Annotated in this window: 13 protein-coding genes; 2 read left to right on the top strand and 11 right to left on the bottom strand. The window is 57.5% G+C overall.

Annotated elements, in window-relative coordinates:
• The first annotated feature begins 3 nt into the window (after positions 1-3).
• Positions 4-1560, top strand: coding sequence for a DNA cytosine methyltransferase (locus tag Q8R61_RS01775; RefSeq protein ID WP_305533593.1), 1557 nt, complete (start codon positions 4-6; stop codon positions 1558-1560).
• Here Q8R61_RS01775 and Q8R61_RS01770 read toward each other — a convergent pair.
• The 4 genes from Q8R61_RS01770 to Q8R61_RS01755 are packed head-to-tail and all read right to left on the bottom strand — an operon-like array spanning position 1547 to position 8781.
• Positions 1547-3658: an AIPR family protein gene (locus Q8R61_RS01770; RefSeq protein ID WP_305533592.1), complete on the bottom strand. Its 2112-nt coding sequence runs from the start codon at positions 3656-3658 to the stop codon at positions 1547-1549. The genes Q8R61_RS01775 and Q8R61_RS01770 overlap by 14 nt on opposite strands.
• Positions 3655-4626, bottom strand: coding sequence for a PD-(D/E)XK motif protein (locus Q8R61_RS01765; protein WP_305533591.1), 972 nt, complete (start codon positions 4624-4626; stop codon positions 3655-3657). The genes Q8R61_RS01770 and Q8R61_RS01765 overlap by 4 nt, the downstream gene beginning before the upstream one ends.
• Positions 4610-7339 (bottom strand): Z1 domain-containing protein, encoded by a 2730-nt coding sequence (locus tag Q8R61_RS01760; RefSeq protein ID WP_305533590.1) that lies wholly within the window; start codon positions 7337-7339, stop codon positions 4610-4612. The genes Q8R61_RS01765 and Q8R61_RS01760 overlap by 17 nt, the downstream gene beginning before the upstream one ends.
• Complete coding sequence (locus Q8R61_RS01755) at positions 7336-8781, bottom strand: ATP-binding protein (protein ID WP_305533589.1); 1446 nt, start codon at positions 8779-8781, stop codon at positions 7336-7338. Before Q8R61_RS01755 ends, Q8R61_RS01760 begins: the two co-directional genes overlap by 4 nt.
• 112 nt (positions 8782-8893) lie before the next feature.
• Here Q8R61_RS01755 and Q8R61_RS01750 point away from each other — a divergent pair, with 112 nt between their 5' ends.
• Positions 8894-9451, top strand: coding sequence for a hypothetical protein (locus tag Q8R61_RS01750; RefSeq protein ID WP_305533588.1), 558 nt, complete (start codon positions 8894-8896; stop codon positions 9449-9451).
• 69 nt (positions 9452-9520) lie between these two features.
• Here the strand turns inward: Q8R61_RS01750 and Q8R61_RS01745 are convergent, their stop codons facing one another.
• The 7 genes from Q8R61_RS01745 to Q8R61_RS01715 all read right to left on the bottom strand — a co-directional run bounded on the left by Q8R61_RS01745 (position 9521) and on the right by Q8R61_RS01715 (position 16820).
• Positions 9521-10201: an RES family NAD+ phosphorylase gene (locus Q8R61_RS01745; RefSeq protein WP_305533587.1), complete on the bottom strand. Its 681-nt coding sequence runs from the start codon at positions 10199-10201 to the stop codon at positions 9521-9523.
• Positions 10198-10614 carry an MbcA/ParS/Xre antitoxin family protein gene (locus tag Q8R61_RS01740; RefSeq protein ID WP_305533586.1) on the bottom strand — a complete coding sequence of 139 codons (417 nt, stop codon included), beginning with the start codon at positions 10612-10614 and terminating at the stop codon, positions 10198-10200. The genes Q8R61_RS01745 and Q8R61_RS01740 overlap by 4 nt, the downstream gene beginning before the upstream one ends.
• Before the next feature lie 165 nt (positions 10615-10779).
• A complete protein-coding gene (locus Q8R61_RS01735) occupies positions 10780-11994 on the bottom strand; it encodes an HD-GYP domain-containing protein (protein ID WP_305533585.1) in 1215 nt (404 codons plus the stop codon).
• A 75-nt stretch (positions 11995-12069) separates the two neighbouring features.
• Complete coding sequence (locus Q8R61_RS01730) at positions 12070-13398, bottom strand: replication-associated recombination protein A (protein ID WP_305533584.1); 1329 nt, start codon at positions 13396-13398, stop codon at positions 12070-12072.
• A 55-nt stretch (positions 13399-13453) separates the two neighbouring features.
• Positions 13454-14062: an outer membrane lipoprotein chaperone LolA gene (gene lolA / locus Q8R61_RS01725; RefSeq protein ID WP_305533583.1), complete on the bottom strand. Its 609-nt coding sequence runs from the start codon at positions 14060-14062 to the stop codon at positions 13454-13456.
• 74 nt (positions 14063-14136) lie between these two features.
• On the bottom strand, positions 14137-14325 hold the full coding sequence (locus Q8R61_RS01720) for a DUF2892 domain-containing protein (protein ID WP_305533582.1): 189 nt from the start codon (positions 14323-14325) through the stop codon (positions 14137-14139).
• A gap of 458 nt (positions 14326-14783) precedes the next feature.
• Positions 14784-16820, bottom strand: a complete 2037-nt coding sequence (locus Q8R61_RS01715) for a sodium-translocating pyrophosphatase (RefSeq protein ID WP_305533581.1) — start codon at positions 16818-16820, stop codon at positions 14784-14786.
• Positions 16821-16822 lie beyond the last annotated feature (2 nt).

The raw sequence follows: 16822 nt of genomic DNA, 5'->3' as shown, positions 1-16822 counted from the left end.
TAAATGTCAGGAAATAAGCCAATCCCCGTTGTTGATCTCTTTGCAGGCCCCGGGGGCCTAGGGGAAGGCTTTTCATCCCTTGACGGTGGAAAGGCCTTCAGGATTCTTGTTTCTGCCGAAATGGAAGAATCCGCGCACAAGACACTTCGTCTGCGTTCTTTTTATCGCATTTTGCAACGGTTAGGTGGCCAGGCTCTAGATAGTTACTATCAATTCTGCAATGGCGAATCAGAACAACCATGGAACCGCGAGACGGTAGAAGCTTGGAAAGAGGCAGAAAAGGAAGCTCGTCGTATCACTCTCGGTACAGTTGAAGGAAATCGGGAGTTGAACACGATTCTGGACAAGTCTGGATTGGGGCCATCTGAACCATGGATTCTGATTGGCGGTCCCCCATGTCAAGCCTATTCATTGGTTGGACGTGCAAGAAATCGCGGCAAAACCGATTACTGCGCTGAGGATGATCATCGCCACTTTCTGTATCGGGAATATCTAAAAATCATTCAGCGATACAAGCCAGCCGTTTTCATTATGGAAAACGTAAAGGGCATCCTGTCGTCCAAAGTTGGCGGGCAGCAGATATTTCATACCATTCTGCGTGATCTGGCTGATCCGAACCTGGCTTTCGGGAAGGCGTCTGGTCGCGGTTACAGAATCCACTCACTGGTTACGCCGACAGTGTATGAGCGGGGCATGGAGCCCGATGATATTGACGTTCATGATTACATCATCCGGTCCGAGAAATTCGAAATTCCACAGGCTAGGCACAGGGTCATCCTTCTGGGTATCAGAGACGATATCAAGGTCTCACCTAGTCCCTTGAAAGAGACAACCATGGCAACCGTGAGTGACGCAATCGCTGACATGCCACCATTGCGCAGCAAACTAAGCAAGCAGCAGGACAGTTCCGAGAAATGGGCCTTTGCTGTAAGGCAGCATTTGCGCGAACTCCAGAACCAAACAGCCTCAAGAAATGATCTGGATAAGCTCGTTGCGGTGTTACGTGCACTTGAGATGAAAATAACAAGTGACCTCAGCCCCGGTGCTTTACGGCTGAACCAAACGGGGGGTGCCAAAGCGCCGGCCTCAAGACTGAATGATTGGTATAAAGACAAGAAGCTACGGGTGTGGCTGAATCATGAAGCCAGAAGCCACATGACAACGGATCTTCGTCGCTATCTATATGCTGCCGCCTACGCAATCGCCCATGGATACTCTCCAAAAGGACATGCGGCATTCGATCTGCCGGGACTTCGCCCCGCTCACAAGAATTGGGAGAGCGGAAAGTTTGCTGATCGCTTCAAGGTCCAATTGGGCAATCGCCCGGCCACTACCATAACGAGTCACATCTCCAAGGATGGGCACTACTTTATCCATCCTGATCCCATACAGTGCCGCAGCTTGACGGTCAGGGAAGCAGCGCGTCTACAGACTTTTCCAGACAATTATTTTTTCCAAGGCAACCGCACACAGCAATTTCATCAGGTTGGTAACGCCGTGCCGCCGTTGCTTGCAGTCAAAATAGCCCAGGTTGTGAGAAACATTCTCAACCTTTCCTGAACCCTTCGTCCTCGCACCGCTTTCTGATTTCGAGAAGGATACGCCAGTCCTTCTCGATGTTGATCTTCATTACGCCCTGAGCCGTGCTGGCCCTGACCAACAGGGTACGTTCAGCCGGGGAAACATATTCTGAAATCTTCGACCATTTGAGAAGCGCCAGCCAATACCCCCCCCCACTCAGTTCATAGACCGTTTTCTGCAGGACAATCCCGTCATCTTGCATGCCAAGCTTTTTACCTTCGGCCTTTACCTTCTTGTATTCTTCCTTGCCTACGCACCATTGCTCCAGCTGCTGGGTGCAAGGTACTGAAATCTGCCTAATTATTTCCCAGCAAGCTTCTTTCTTGGACCATTCGCCGACGTTAGTCATGCCTTGCGGAGGATTGAGAATCGCCTTCTGAGCTGCGAGAGCCAGATTGCGGATGCAGTTTTCAAGCCCCCCGTCGATGCCTTGTCTTGCCCATATCTGGCCGAGGTCGAATTCATTCCCGGAGTGACGCAGAGAATGGAACAGCAGGGAAAGGGAATAGGCCACGATCTGCGGTCGATAATCTCCCTCGTACCAGTCACCACGACCGGCCGAAACGATCGATTCAGTGCGTTTCCAAAGGATGGCAACCGCAACAATTTGCTGATAGTAGGATTCGCCATAGTTCGGACTGACTTTGTTCCAGTATTCACTCTCGGTCACATCGGGATCGTTGCTTGAAAATTGCGCCGCAAACTTAGTGAAGTTCTTCTGCGCACCAAGGCTTACCCAATGAGGCTTTTCTCGCCAAGCACCGTCATATTTGGCGAGTTCAGTCTTGTTGATGACCTGTTCTGTCGGATACTCAAGATCGAAGGCATCCTTCTTGGCTTTGGTCAGATAGAGGCGCTCATTCTGGAACTGACCACGCGATCGTTCGTAGAACCACTTGCTCTGGACTCTCGCACCGGCCTTGGCTGGCACCTGAATCCTTCGTGATATTTCTTCGATTTTTCTGTGAAACGGGTGATTGGCGAAGAAGTCCGCCACAGCAACCTTGTTCTGCGTATTCGCATACTGGGCAATCTTCGGGATCAGGTCGTGAGCATCGTCGCGGTTAACCTCTGTCAGCTTCATCTGGACGGTCACGCCACTCAGGGATAGACGGTCCTTCTTTCTCGCATTGAGAATGCTCGCGGTAGTCTGGCCGCCATTGACGATCTGGAGATCAACCAGTCCAGTCACAAGCTGTCTGCCATCAACATTCTCTACAGTCACATCTGCCGCAGTAGCTGCAATGCCATTGTTATAAGCGAAGAACAATGATGGGGAATCCTGGATCGTTGCGCGAATGCCCTTGTTGACGCCACCCTTCATTCCGAGGAATGCTCGCACGTTGCCCTCGAGTAGCCTGCTTCCATAACGCTCAAAAAGGTCGGCCAGCAATGTCCCCTCAATGACGCAAAGAAAGGATCGCAGATTGTCGGTGCGAACCGCTTCGATGCAAGGTATTCCCCCCACACCAAAATCCGAAAGGAATATCTCAACTGCTTCGCGCTCCCGGGATGACTCGTAGATCGATTTCAGGCGCTGCAGATCCCAGATGTGTCTCTCAACTGGGATTCCGGCAACCTCCCCGTATACCTCCTCCTTGAATTTCTGACTCAAAGGCTGATTAGTAAATATATGCAAGCGTATCCGGTTTATTTTTTTCCCAAGACTCCCCAACTGGGTGGCAAGCTCATAGGCCGGATTGGCCTCGGCGATGCGTTCGTTGAGCCCAGAATCGACTGCCTCAAGGACAAAATTCTCAAGCCAACCTGAAAGCTGATTCATCGCAGCGGTTGTCAGCGTCTCTGGCGCGTCTGCATCAGACCATTTCCCGATGACCAGTCCGATTGTCCCGTCCGACTCGTCCAACTCGGTAAAACCATGGACCCTGAGCTGCCGCTTGTTTCTGCTGCCCACTCCTGAGTACTCCACTGGAACAAACTGACCAAACACCGGATCCTCTTCGAGGCGCTCGGCAACTTCTGAAACGAATGCCATCGTATCGACAAGATGCATTGCGGCAGCCCGTCGAATGACAATCTGCCGAAGCTCATCAAGAAACGACTTGTCGGTCATCATGCCAGTGCGCCATCCCTGAATGCGGCAATGGCATCGATTGCTATGGCATAACTTGCGCTGACTATGCCAGGAGACACCATGTCACCAGTAATTTTGGGGAAAGTATCACCAACCCGATAACAGGTACGAGACACAGCTTCGAACAGCACTGTTTCATAGAATTCATGCTCGACGTAGCATGCTTCGAGCAGACGCTCCTTGAAGGTGTTCAGGGCTTCCGGGCTTGAGGCAATCATGCCCTCTATTCTCGCCACCAGTGAATTGAGTCCAATTGCCCTCGGTTCGCCAGGGGTAGCCTGTCTGAGCACGATGACGACAAGATGCATCGGCACAGCGCAATCGAGCTGCTCGAGTGACGAGATCGAAATACTTTCGGCGCCGGGGCCCAATGCTTTCACCTCAAGTGCCCTGTCCGAATACATGAAATCCTGGTCAGCTCCCTTCGGGCCTATCCAGCCGGAAACGGTCTCGTGCAGATCTCGCGCAACGTCCTGAATCAACGACTCAAGCACAAGCATTTCGGCGACAAGGCCCTTGATCTCGTGCGGCTGCAGGAATCCGCTTCCGCCATGCTGAAACAATCTTTTCCACAAGTTGAGCCGCTCTTTGAAAAGGGCAACAAGAGCCTTTTCATCAGGCACGCCCTCAGCAGCATCGACCAGATCCTGACACAGTCTTCCGAAAACAGCCTCGAGCCCATTTTGCCGAAGCCTCAGCACCATCAGCCACGAACCATCCTGACGCTGTTGCCTAAAATAATCCAGCGACGACGAGTCGATCGTGATGTTGGGCGGCCGCACGTGAACACCGATAGCCAGAAGCACGAAGGATGACGCATCGACGCCGGCATATATGTCGAAACGTGCTTCCGGCGCCATCCTGGTCAGACGATATCCATTAGCCTCAATCGGCTTGTCTCTGGCCAGTTGGAGGGCATCGCGCCAGAGTTCTTCAATCTTCGTCATCATCTTCGTCGTCCTGATCTGAAATCAACCCCATGGTGCGCAAGGCAACCTTGTTGAGTTGATATGGCACGAGCGCTTTTTTCCCCCCATCAAATCCTGGAAACGTAAGACCGACTGCAACAAGCGTCGACGATTCGATATCTGCGGCCGACATCATTCGATCTTTGTGTTTTGCATCAGGCCTGGGGTCCCGGGGCTCGATGATGTGGATGGTCAGCAACGGGCGCTGCCTATACCGTCTGTACAAGTAGCCTGGAATCGTGGCCCCCTTGTCAGGATCGCTCCTCCTCTCTTCCTCCCATTCCAGTTTCGCCGCCTCTAGATCTTCCTTGGAAAGATCAACCATCTCGTCACTGATCTCTCCGACACGCTGTTTGTTCAGCTTCAGGTAATCCGCCCCTTCTGGAACCTTTTCGAACTGACGCTTGCGCGGGCGAGCATGTGTGACTTCACCACCCATGCTGCGGACGACAATTTCAGACAATTGGCTGCCTTCACCCTGAGGAAGACAGATATCCCAAGAATCCAGCGCTTCGATGCCGTTCCCTCCGATGAAAGACAGAATGGGGCGCTCCCGACCGGAGATGTCCGGTATGAAATGCATGTTCATGTTGGATATTTCCAGCTTCTCCAGGAAGCCCGCAACGACCGGTGCCCCCACCTTCCGCCAGTAGCATCTGTTTCCGATCATCTCTGTAGGGCCAAGTGCATCGATAAATGTGCCCACCGAAACCAGATTCTTTGCATTTGAAGCTGGGGCACGCGGAACAAATGGCGTTTCGGCGCCACACTCACTGTAGGAAACAGCTATCTCGACCTGCTTGGAATTTCGCATCTTGTTGAGTGCCGTCACGACCAGAGCATCCGGATGTGATCTCACCCTCATGCCGAAGCGGCTAGGCGGCTGGCGGTTTGCATGCATGCGCCGAATATCCAGACGCAGCTCCCCGACAACATCTGCCACATACGCAAACCATTCTTGCACGTCGGGATCCATCCAGATTCTGCAGAGATCGTCATAACCCGGGCGATAGCCGAACCAGCGGCCCATCTGGAGCAGTGTGTCGTATGCCTTCGAGTTCCGGTAAAAGTAGCTGACGCACAGCCCCTCAAGCGTCAACCCGCGGGACAACGTAAGGCCACCAACGGCAATCACGCGCCTCCCTTTCTCGGATTTTTTGTAGACCCCGTAGTTCAGTCGGTCTGCCTCTTCACTTTTCTGGTTGATCGTGAGGACCTTTACCGAAGCGATCGATTCATAAAGGCTCATCCTCACTTGGTCCCAAGTTACTCCACTCCCGCAATAGTGCTTCTGCCAAGTCTCATACAGCACATTCAATCGCGAATGCCTGCTCCATAGTTGATCGTCTGCGAGATACTGCTTGATGTCTTCGGTCAGTGCATACAGATCACTCTTGATGTGAGTCGCGAGTCTTGCCTGGACATCCGTGAACCTGGTCACATTGACCAGCATGGATCGATGTCTGAGGGGTTCCTTTCTCAGATCGCGAACTGCACAAGAGAGCAGGAAGGTTTCCAGCGCCTCCCCAAAGGATCGAGGCAGGGTCGCAATGACCAGGTCCTTCTTATGCTTGTATGGGAAAACGGGATCTGCATCGTCGATGTCTTGAACCTGATATTCGTGAGCTCCTGATTCGGAGAAGATGCTGGATGCGCCGATGTAATTATTGGGAGTGTTGAGTGAATAGACAAAGTTCCGCGGAAAGAGATCATCATCCTTGTCCGGATTGATAAAGACATTCGCAAAAGGCGTTGCGGTGTAGCCAACATAAGTCGATTTAGTGAAGCGTTTGAGAACCTCACGAATCAGTCTGTTGATCGTCGCCGGATCCTCATCCTTCTTTGCATTAACCGATGCATTGTCGGCCTCATCATCAACAAGGAGAAGCGGCAGGGCAAGCAGATGTTTCCCCTGTGACATCTGAGAATCGAGAAACGCAATCAGATTCTGCAACGGGGACTTGTTCTTCTTCATCACGAGCAGCACGGGCTCGTTGATGTTTTCCAGTGGGATGCCTCCCAGAACCTTCTTGTTTGCAGCCAGAAAGTCGAAATCAATCGAGGTAAGCACGTTAGGCATGGCAGTGCGGAACCGCCCCGCACCAATTGCCTTGTTCTCGCGCTCGCCTTCAAAGATGGTTCGGCTGTCGCGCCCTACAAATCCGACGTCCATCCGTTCCTGGGACTGGGCGCGCAACTCTTCGATCATTCCGGTAAGCAGAACGACGAACTTGTAACCGGCATCGACTGCCTTGTTGATCAAACCACAGTAGTTCGCCGTCTTGCCGGACTGGACATCCCCCATGACGAGCCCCCGTACTCCCCACCCGAGCCCGGTTCCGGGATTACCACACTCGTTCAGGATATTGTCAGTATCCTCATCGAGAACCCGGATTACCTCTCTCCCGAAGCCCTTTGACTTGAGCTCGGTTGTGTATGCGTTCCAGTAATTCCACTTGATCGAAGCCTTGACCTCTTCAAGCCACGGATCCTGGTCGCCGCCATGAAGTCCCTGTCCAGTCACCATGCTTATCCCAATGGTGGCTTCAAGCTGCTTGCGAATCATGTCCAGAGCTTCCGCATCGACATCAGCGGTTATTTTGGGCAACATGCCCATGACCTCGTTGAGCAACTCATCTGTAAGCTCACGGCTCCCGATGATGCCGACCGCGATCAGAAAGGGATCACTGCTCATTTTTCCAACTCCGCACGAAGTTTGTCGTGATGCTGTGGATAACGCACGATTGGGTCGATGTTCAGGAGCTGATCTACGCCAAGGCCGGTAACCTCAAGTAGATTTGTCGCAATCTCAAGCAAGCCGGCAACAGTCTCGTCGTCGTCCCCCCCCCTGCGGTCCGCACACATGTCTGCATAGATGGATTCGAACGGCAAGGCATCTCCGAACAGACTTAGCAGCGTCTGAAAATATCTCTGATCATCTTGGGCAAGTCTGGCCGAAAGAGACTGAATCACCGGGTGCTCCATGTTGAGCTCATACCGGAATGATCCATGTTGCGGTTCAATCCTCGTCCAGAGCGGAACAAACCCCCTGACTCCTTGCTTTCGGCCCGGGTATGTCACCGTTTTCTTGCTGGTATTGGCGAAATGCGGAATGAGCTCCTTCAGTCGCATCCTGATTGCATCGGGCGGATATGCAACTGATTTCTTGATGTCCAGTGCCCACAGATCGTCGAAAGAATTTGGAATATCGACCTGCACCCTGGTCAGCTTATAGAACTCTTCCTTCGGCACGAGCCTGAACCATGTTCCCCAGATGACAAGCCGCCGATTGCGGTAGATGTAGAAGCCCTGTGTCCCTCTCAGACCTTCCTTGCCTCCGGCCAGGCTGATCTCATCCGGAGATAGATGGCTGACTGGGGGAAGAATAAACGGCAGAACCTGCACGTCCCCTCTCTCGTGTCTGATCACCTGACCTTCGAGAGGCTGGCGAAACGTGTTGCTTTTCAGGAATGGATCCCGCGGTGGGACCTGAAGTCCGTTTACGGCCATTCTGACTGGCCCGATCCCGTCCTCCCTCTGTGCGAATCGATGAAAGACAAGCGCCAGATGCTCATACAGGGAAGACAGCTTTGTAGTCATTTCCCCCTGTGGATCGGAAGCGCCCGCAGTCAACCTGTCCAGATCCTGCCAGATGACAAGCGTTCCCGACTCAAGCATCTGCAGACGAGAAAACATCGGAAGTGTTTCCAGCTCCCGGTATTCCGGTACTACTACCAGCCAGCGACCTGATGCTTGAACTACATCTAGATCCCAGCATCTGGCGCTTATGACACTGTTTTGTTTGCTGACTACCGTGAGTTTTCTGCACTGCGACAACGATGCTGTCTTCAGACCCAACCCAAATCGACCCAGATCGTCCGGACCTCTCTCATCCGTAGGGTTTTGACTCCCATGACGCATTGCATTGGTCAGCTTGTCAGGAGCCATGCCCCAGCCATTGTCTAGAATGGCGACAAATGGATTGTCCGATGCGTCGTACTTGATATCGATTTCATCAGCCCGTGCGGAGATGCTGTTATCAATAAGATCAGCGATTGCGGCTTCAACGGAATAACCAACCGCACGCATCGCCTCAATCAACGAAACCGGATCTGGTATTACTTCCAACGTCTCCAACGACTCCCCCTTTGTTGTTATTAACCGAATCTTCACACAACACGGCATACATACCCACGATGTAGCGGGCTAGTCATTTCGCCTAGAGCTTTGCTTGCCGCTTTAACCAAATTTGCTCGAACTTGCGCTTCTCTCTTACGTAGAGATTGCCGCACTCGACCATCACATCGTGTCGGGTGGCGTTTTCGCATTGCCCGGGCTTTTTGTAGAACTGTTTCTAGGCTGCCTCCTTGAGGCATTCGGTCTCCTGCTGTGCAGCCTGCCTTTCGCGCTCGACAGCCAGTTTATGCTGTCGGGACCACTCGGCCTGCGCCCGCAAGTTGGCTTGGAGCTCGGTCATGGCCTGCTGCATCGCCTAGCCGACCTGATGGATCATGTATTTGGTGTAAAGAATGTTGCCGATATAGACAACGGCCGCGACGACAAAAATGCCAATGACCGCTTTGAGCATGGGGTCCATGCTCTTGTTGCTTTGCCGGGTGTAGGTATTGAAATCATCCATTTAAGCGCCTTTGGATTTTCTAGTTATCAAATGCAACCACTGCGCTACCGGTCACCTTGTTTTTCAAGGCCACCGGGTCGCCCCCTGTTTTGTTCTCTGCCGAATCTTCGCACATCTGGCGAGGTTATCCACTGGCAGGCGTTAAAGCTGGCAGCAATTTCCGAGTGACCCTACCCCTTCCCCGCCTCCTCATCCAGCTTGCGCAGATGCGCCAACTTCTGAGCAATCTTGTGCGCGTCATATCAATTGAGAGACCTCGAACACCGCATCGATCCCCGCCCCGTTCCACTGGTATTCCAGGTAGGCGGCGTGCAGGCAGTTTTTTACCAGCGCGGTGCGCAGGGCGGCCAGGCATTGGCCGCCGGGGTGGCGCACGGAGGGGTAGACGATGCCGAGCGCGCCTTCGGCCCGCAGGGTGCGGCCGATGGTTTGCGGGTAGCTGTAGTCGTTGGGGTCGACGATGCGCGGTTCGGTTTGCGCGATCTTGCGCAGGTCGGCCACCTTGCCTTGCGCGTCCACGGTGTAGAGCCGCATTTGCAATCGCATCGGCGGCTCGCGGGTGGCCTGCATGAACAGGGCGGCGTGATAGCGGGTTTCGGCGATGGCGGTGTCGGGCTTGCGTGCGCAATAGAACACGCCATAGCTGCCGTCGCTGAAGCGGCTGCCCTGCGGGTTCAGGTGGGTGAAGGTGGCCATGATGCAGGTGCTGCCGGGGCCAAACAGCCGCTCGTCGGGAGGAACCAGGTTGATCTCGCCGACTTCGTCTCGGATGCGGTCGTTGGTCATGGCCTCCAGCGCATAGAGGGCGTCAAAATCCTCGGGGCTGGCCACGCGCTCGAACAGGCCGATGGAAGGAAAGCGACTGGGGATGACGCGCCAGGCCGGGTTCCAGCTCAGGCGCGTGGTGGGAGTGGTCAAGCCCAGCCACCGCGGCGGGCGTCCAGATACTGGCGCACGGCCACCAGGTCGGCGATGTTGCCGCCGAGCATGCGGTCGAGCGCGCTCTTGCCGCCAAAGAGCGGCGCGGTATTGGGCTTTTTCACCCAGGCATCGGCCGCGGCGGTTGCCGGCAACAGCACCTGCAGCGCCTTGTAGATGCCCAGCAGGTAAGACAGGCGCTCGAGGGTGTCGCGCTTGAGGTCGGCGCTCTCGGGGGCGGATTTCCACTTGAAGAAGGTCGACCGGCCCGGGGTGCCCAGCAGCACCATCTGTTCGTCGGTGTTGAGCCCCCAGTCGCGCGCGATGTTGAAGAACGCGCGCAGGCCGGCGGCAGAAAGCGCGCGGCTATCGGGTTTGTTTTGGGCTTTTGCGGCGTGTGCTGGGGTTTGCATTGTGCCCTCCATGCCAGTGCTGGAATGAACTGATAATGGAAAGGTAGTCCATTTATGGACTTTTGGCAATGTCGGGCTACCCGGGCTCAGGCGCCGGATTAGTCGGGTTGCTTCATCAACTGGGTGAGGCGTTGTGCAGAAAGGTGGCAACGTGCCGAAGGCGGATCAGGTTGTCCAGAGCTCGTCCAGGTTCTTGATGCCCCACTTGGCTGCGGTTTCGTGGCTGATGATCTTTTCGGTGGCGCTTGGGCGAGAGAGGTCGATCACTTCGGGAACGATGTAGGTCTGCGACTTGGTGGAAAAGAACACCTTGACGCGCGGTGCCAGCAACGATTTTTCTGATTGCTCGAGCACCACGGCCAGGCGGCTGGAGCTGAGCATCACCAGCGAGCCGACCGGGTAGATGCCGATGCTTTTGATGAAGGCCTGGAACACCCGTTCGTCAAAGTGGCCTGTGCTCCATTCGGCCATCTTCCGGATGGATTCCGCGGGATCCCAGCCCGCCTTGTAGGGGCGATTGGATGTGATGGCGTCGTAGACATCGCACACCGCACCCATTTTGGCGAAGAGGCTGATGCTGTCGCCGCCGAGCCGGTCGGGATAGCCGCTGCCGTCGATCTTTTCGTGGTGGTGCAGACAGACGTCGAGCACGATGTCGCTGTAGGTCTTGCCCTCGACCAGCAGGCGGTGTCCCTCGACCGGATGGCTCTTGATGATGCGAAATTCGTCGTCGGTGAGCTTGCCCGGCTTGTTCAGCACGTCCATCGGCATCAGGGCTTTGCCCAGGTCGTGCAGCAGGCCGGCCATACCCGCCTCGCGCACTTCGTTCTCGTCCAGCCCCAGTTGCCGCGCCAGCGACACCATCAGCGCGCAGACCGCGACGGAATGCATGTAGGTGTAGTCGTCGGCGGTCTTGAGCCGCGCCAGGCTGATCAGTGCGCCCGGGTTGCGCAACACCGATGAGGAGATTTCCTCGACTAGTTCGCCGGCTGCCTCGGCGCTGATGGCATTGCCCATGCGCACTTCCTGGAACATGGAGACAATCGCCTTCCTGGCCGTGGAACAGATCATGGCGGCACGCCTGAGCTCTTCGCTCATCGACACCGGCCCGATTGGCTTGCCGTGCTGGGCGATCTCCGCCTCCATCAGCAGGTCGGTGACCGATTCTTCGGTCTCTGCCTTGGCTCCGCCCAGCACGTCCAGGCCCTTGTCGGTATCGATCCAGGCCTCGGCGATGCCACTCTCGCGGATGCGCTTGATATCTTCGGGGTCGGTCAGGGTGAACTTGCTGCGCCAGAACGGGTGTTCCATCCACGAACCACACAATTCGTGCAGATACATGCCGAGTCGAAGATCGCTGGTACTGATTTTTTTGAGCACGGTGTGGTGATGGGTCGGATCGATATTATCAATTCATTGTAAGCCGGCTCTTGCCAAACGCAGCGCCGTCAGGCGCTATTTTCCCGCCTCTTCATCCAGCTTTTTCAGATGCGCCAGCTTGTCGGCGATCTTGCCTTCGAGGCCGCGCGGGGTGGGTGCGTAGAACTGCTGTTCATCGATGTCGTCGGGGAAATAGCGCTCGCCGGCGGCGTAGGCTTCGGGCTCGTCGTGGGCGTAGCGGTAGGCGCGGCCGTAGCCCAGTTCCTTCATCAGCTTGGTGGGGGCGTTGCGCAGATGGATGGGGACGTCGTTGGAGGGATTGGACTGCACGAAGGCGCGCGCGGCGTTGTAGGCAACGTAGGCGGCGTTGCTCTTGGGCGCGCAGGCCATGTAGAGGCAGGCCTGGGCGAGCGCGAGTTCGCCTTCGGGGGAACCCAGTCTTTCGTAGGTTTCGACGGCGTCGAGCGCGAGTCGCAGCGCGCGCGGGTCGGCCAGGCCGATGTCCTCGCTTGCCATGCGGATCAGCCGCCGGCCGAGGTAGCGCGGGTCGGCGCCGCCGTCGAGCATGCGCACCAGCCAGTAGAGCGAGGCATCGGGGTCGCTGCCGCGCACGCTTTTATGCAGCGCGGAAATCTGGTCGTAGAAGGCTTCGCCGCCCTTGTCGAAACGGCGCATCGATTGCGCCAGCGCGTTTTCGACGAAGGCGGCATCGACGGACTCCACCTGCGAGGTGCGCGCGGCGGTGTCGAGCTGTTCCAGCAGGTTGAGGAGCTTCCTGGCGTCGCCGTCGGCGTAAGCGGCCAGTAGTTTGTCGACGCCCTCGCCCAGCTTCAGGTCCGGCAGTTCGGTGAGCGCACGCTGCATCAGCTGGCCGAGTTCATCGGGCGTGAGCGACTTCAGCACATAGACCTGGGCGCGCGACAGCAGCGCGCCGACGACTTCGAACGAGGGGTTTTCGGTGGTGGCGCCGATGAAGGTGAAGAGCCCGGATTCGACGTGCGGCAAAAACGCGTCCTGCTGCGACTTGTTGAAGCGGTGGACTTCGTCGACGAACAGGATGGTGGTGCGGGCCAGGGTCTGGTTCATGCGCGCGCGCTCGACGGCTTCGCGGATGTCCTTGACGCCGGAGAGCACGGCCGAGATCGCGATGAAGTCGGCGCCGAAGGCCTGCGCGGTGAGCCGCGCCAGCGTGGTCTTGCCGACGCCGGGCGGCCCCCACAGGATCATCGAATGCAGCTTGCCGGAATCGAATGCAAGCCGCAGCGGCTTGCCGGGGCCCAGGAGATGGGTCTGGCCGACGACGTCGGCGAGGGTGTGCGGGCGCAGACGTTCGGCCAGCGGCGCATGCGGGTCGTCGCGCGCGGGCGCGGGGGTGTCGGTCTGGAACAGGTCGGGGGTGCTCATGTGCGCGAAATTATCCCCCAGAACCCGGGCGCCGTTGCGGGCGGTGCCGACGCGATCACTCGCCGATGATGTCGGCGCCTTTGGGCGGGGTGAAGGTGAAGCGCGACGCCGGGATGGCAGGGTTGCGCACCATCTTGCTGAGTTTGAGCGTGGTGCGCTGGCCGAAGAAGTCGAACAGTTCCATCTGCACCAGCATGTCGCCCTTGAAGCCCATGCGGATGCGCTCGAAGCTGGTGTCCTTGGTTTTGGGGGTGGCGTCCAGCCATTCCAGGCCGTCGGCCACGCCGGCGTCTTTCAGGACGAAGTATTTCTCGATGGCGTTGTCGCCGGCCAGCAGGGCGGCCGGGGTGCCGGCGATGACGTCGCCGAGCGTCCTGACGGTGACCTGGTCGAGGTCGGTGTCGTACAGCCACAGCTTGACGCCGTCGCCGACGATCACCTGTTCGTAGGGCTTGCTGTAGTCCCAGCGGAATTTGCCAGGGCGGGCAAAGGCCATCTTGCCGCTGGCCTGTTGCGTGACGCGGCCGTTCTTGTCGGCCACGGTCTGGGTGAAGTCGGCTTCGGCGGTCTTGGCGCCGGCAATGAAGGCCTGCAGACGGTCGACGCCACCAGCGTGGGCTGCGCCGCCGAGGGCGAACGCGAAGAGCAGGAACAGTAGACGCATGGGATCAGGATTCCGGAAATAAAAAAGTGCGCCACGGGGGCGCACTTATGCAGACCTTGCGGCGCTGCGGAAGTTTACTGCTTTTTGGATTTGAAGCTGACCAGCGAGTAGAGCGGGCACCAGCCGATGATGGCGGTGGCCAGCATGAACATGCTGGTGTAGCCCGCAGCCAGCGTGGGGCCGGCGGGAGTCATCGCCCAATAAATCAGGCCCGCGGCAATGACGGTGCGGGTAATACGGTCTTTCGCGCTCATATTGCTCATTTTTCGTTCTCCTTTGACGATTGGATAAATCGCCATCCGCCCAGGGTCTGCCATGACGCGCGCGCGGGTTCAGCGTGCGCATGACAACAGCCCCCTTCTGTTTCTCTTCCTTAATCCGCTGATCACTTCGTGCACTCTCGACAAACTTTCAAGATACAAATCGAAGTCAATAGTACGATCAGCGTGCGGACAGCGTTACCGGTCGATTCCAACGAGGGATACACAACCGTATTGGCTGTTACGACGCCGTTTGCGGCTTCTGTAGGCTTCTTGAGGCCGTTTGCAAACATTTATTTTAATCGTCTGGATTTGTGTTGTTTCAAGACAACGTTTGCATCAAAAATGGCGTCTGGATGCGGCTTTCAGGCCGTCGAGAAAATGCCATTACCATCGAAAATAAAACAGTGCGCCCGCAGGCGCACTGTTTTATTGGGCAGCCGGGCCAGGCCCGGCTGGTTTCACGCAATCAACGGCACGATCAGCAAGGCCACGATGTTGATGATCTTGATCAGCGGGTTGATGGCGGGGCCGGCAGTGTCCTTGTAGGGATCGCCCACGGTGTCGCCGGTGACGGCGGCCTTGTGCGCTTCGCTGCCCTTGCCGCCGTGGTTGCCTTCCTCGATGTATTTCTTGGCGTTGTCCCACGCACCGCCGCCGGTGGTCATCGAGATTGCCACGAAGATGCCGGTGACGATGGCGCCGAGCAGCACGCCGCCGAGTGCCTGCGGACCGAGGATGACGCCGACCAGCACCGGCACCAGCACCGGCAGCAGCGAGGGCACGATCATTTCCTTGATCGCGGCCTTGGTCAGCATGTCGACCGCGCGCGAATAATCGGGCTTGGCGGTGCCGGCCATGATGCCGGGGATTTCCTTGAACTGGCGGCGTACCTCCACCACCACCGAGCCGGCGGCGCGGCCGACCGCTTCCATGCCCATGGCGCCGAACAGGTAGGGAATCATGCCGCCGATGAAGAGGCCGATGATGACCATGTGATTCGACAGGTCGAACAGGGTGACGTCGCCGGTCATCGCTTCCAGCGCATGGGTGTAGTCGGCAAACAGCACCAGTGCGGCAAGGCCCGCAGAGCCGATGGCATAGCCCTTGGTGACGGCCTTGGTGGTGTTGCCGACGGCGTCGAGCGGATCGGTGATGTCGCGGATCGAACTCGGCAGGTCGGCCATTTCGGCGATGCCGCCGGCGTTGTCGGTGATCGGGCCGTAGGCGTCGAGCGCGACGATGATGCCGGTCATCGACAGCATGGCGGTGGCGGCGATCGCGATGCCGTACAGACCTGCGAACGTGTAGGACGCCCAGATCGCCAGACAGACCGCCAGCACCGGCGCCGCGGTGGATTTCATCGACACGCCGAGGCCGGCGATGATGTTGGTGCCGTGGCCGGTGGTCGATGCCTGCGCGATGTGGCGTACCGGCGCGTATTCGGTGGCGGTGTAGTACTCGGTGATGACGACCATCGCGGCAGTCAGCACCAGGCCGATCAACGCGGCGTAATACAGGCTCATTGCCGAGATCGTGGTGCCGTCGCTCATCGTGAGGCCATCGCCGACCAGCATCGTGGTCACCGGATAGAAGGCGATCAGGCTGAGGCCACCCGCGACCGCAAGGCCGCGATAGAGCGCGTTCATGATCTTGCCGCCGTCGCGCGCCTTGACGAAAAAGGAGCCGACGATGGAGGCGACGATCGACACCGCGCCCAGCGCCAGCGGGTAGATGACCGCACCGGTGCCAGAGAACATCAGCGCGCCGAGCAGCATAGTGGCGATCAGCGTCACCGCATAGGTCTCGAACAGGTCGGCCGCCATGCCGGCGCAGTCGCCGACGTTGTCACCGACGTTGTCGGCGATCACCGCCGGGTTGCGCGGGTCGTCCTCGGGAATGCCGGCTTCGACCTTGCCCACCAGGTCGGCGCCGACGTCGGCGCCCTTGGTGAAGATGCCGCCGCCGAGACGCGCGAAGATGGAAATCAGCGAGCCGCCGAAGCCGAGACCGACCAGCGCATGGATGGCATCCATCGGCGTCGAGCCCATCGCGGTCAGCGCGGCGTAATAACCGGCCACACCCAGCAGGCCCAGGCCCACCACCAGCATGCCGGTGATGGCGCCGCCTTTGAAGGCGACGTTGAGCGCAGCATTCAGCCCGTGCGAAGCGGCTTCGGCGGTGCGCACGTTGGCGCGCACCGAGACGTTCATGCCGATGTAGCCCGCCGCGCCCGAGAGCACCGCGCCGATCAGGAAGCCGATCGCGGTGTGCGCACCCAGCGCCAGCCACAGCGCAACGAACAGCACCGCACCCACCATGCCGATGGTGGTGTACTGGCGGTTGAGGTAGGCCTGAGCCCCCTGCTGGATCGCCAGCGCAATTTCCTGCATGCGCGCGTTGCCAGCCGGTTTCTTCAGGATCCAGCCGATTGATACCACACCGTATAGCAGGGCCAGAATTGCACTGGCCAACACCCATATCAACTGCGTCTCCATCT

Source organism: Thiobacillus sp. (assembly GCF_030696885.1).
Classification (GTDB): domain Bacteria; phylum Pseudomonadota; class Gammaproteobacteria; order Burkholderiales; family Thiobacillaceae; genus Thiobacillus.
Note: the sequence above shows the minus strand (reverse complement) of the source record. Positions and strands in the feature narration are given on the sequence as shown.

What these genes read in the sequence shown, in the direction of transcription:
- Q8R61_RS01720 (WP_305533582.1), bottom strand. Translation starts at nt 14,325, where the DNA reads ATGAGCAATATGAGCGCGAAAGACCGTATTACCCGCACCGTCATTGCC.
- Q8R61_RS01740 (WP_305533586.1), bottom strand. Translation starts at nt 10,614, where the DNA reads ATGCAAACCCCAGCACACGCCGCAAAAGCCCAAAACAAACCCGATAGC.
- Q8R61_RS01715 (WP_305533581.1), bottom strand. Translation starts at nt 16,820, where the DNA reads ATGGAGACGCAGTTGATATGGGTGTTGGCCAGTGCAATTCTGGCCCTG.
- Q8R61_RS01765 (WP_305533591.1), bottom strand. Translation starts at nt 4,626, where the DNA reads ATGATGACGAAGATTGAAGAACTCTGGCGCGATGCCCTCCAACTGGCC.
- Q8R61_RS01760 (WP_305533590.1), bottom strand. Translation starts at nt 7,339, where the DNA reads ATGAGCAGTGATCCCTTTCTGATCGCGGTCGGCATCATCGGGAGCCGT.
- Q8R61_RS01775 (WP_305533593.1), top strand. Translation starts at nt 4, where the DNA reads ATGTCAGGAAATAAGCCAATCCCCGTTGTTGATCTCTTTGCAGGCCCC.
- Q8R61_RS01770 (WP_305533592.1), bottom strand. Translation starts at nt 3,658, where the DNA reads ATGATGACCGACAAGTCGTTTCTTGATGAGCTTCGGCAGATTGTCATT.
- lolA (WP_305533583.1), bottom strand. Translation starts at nt 14,062, where the DNA reads ATGCGTCTACTGTTCCTGCTCTTCGCGTTCGCCCTCGGCGGCGCAGCC.
- Q8R61_RS01730 (WP_305533584.1), bottom strand. Translation starts at nt 13,398, where the DNA reads ATGAGCACCCCCGACCTGTTCCAGACCGACACCCCCGCGCCCGCGCGC.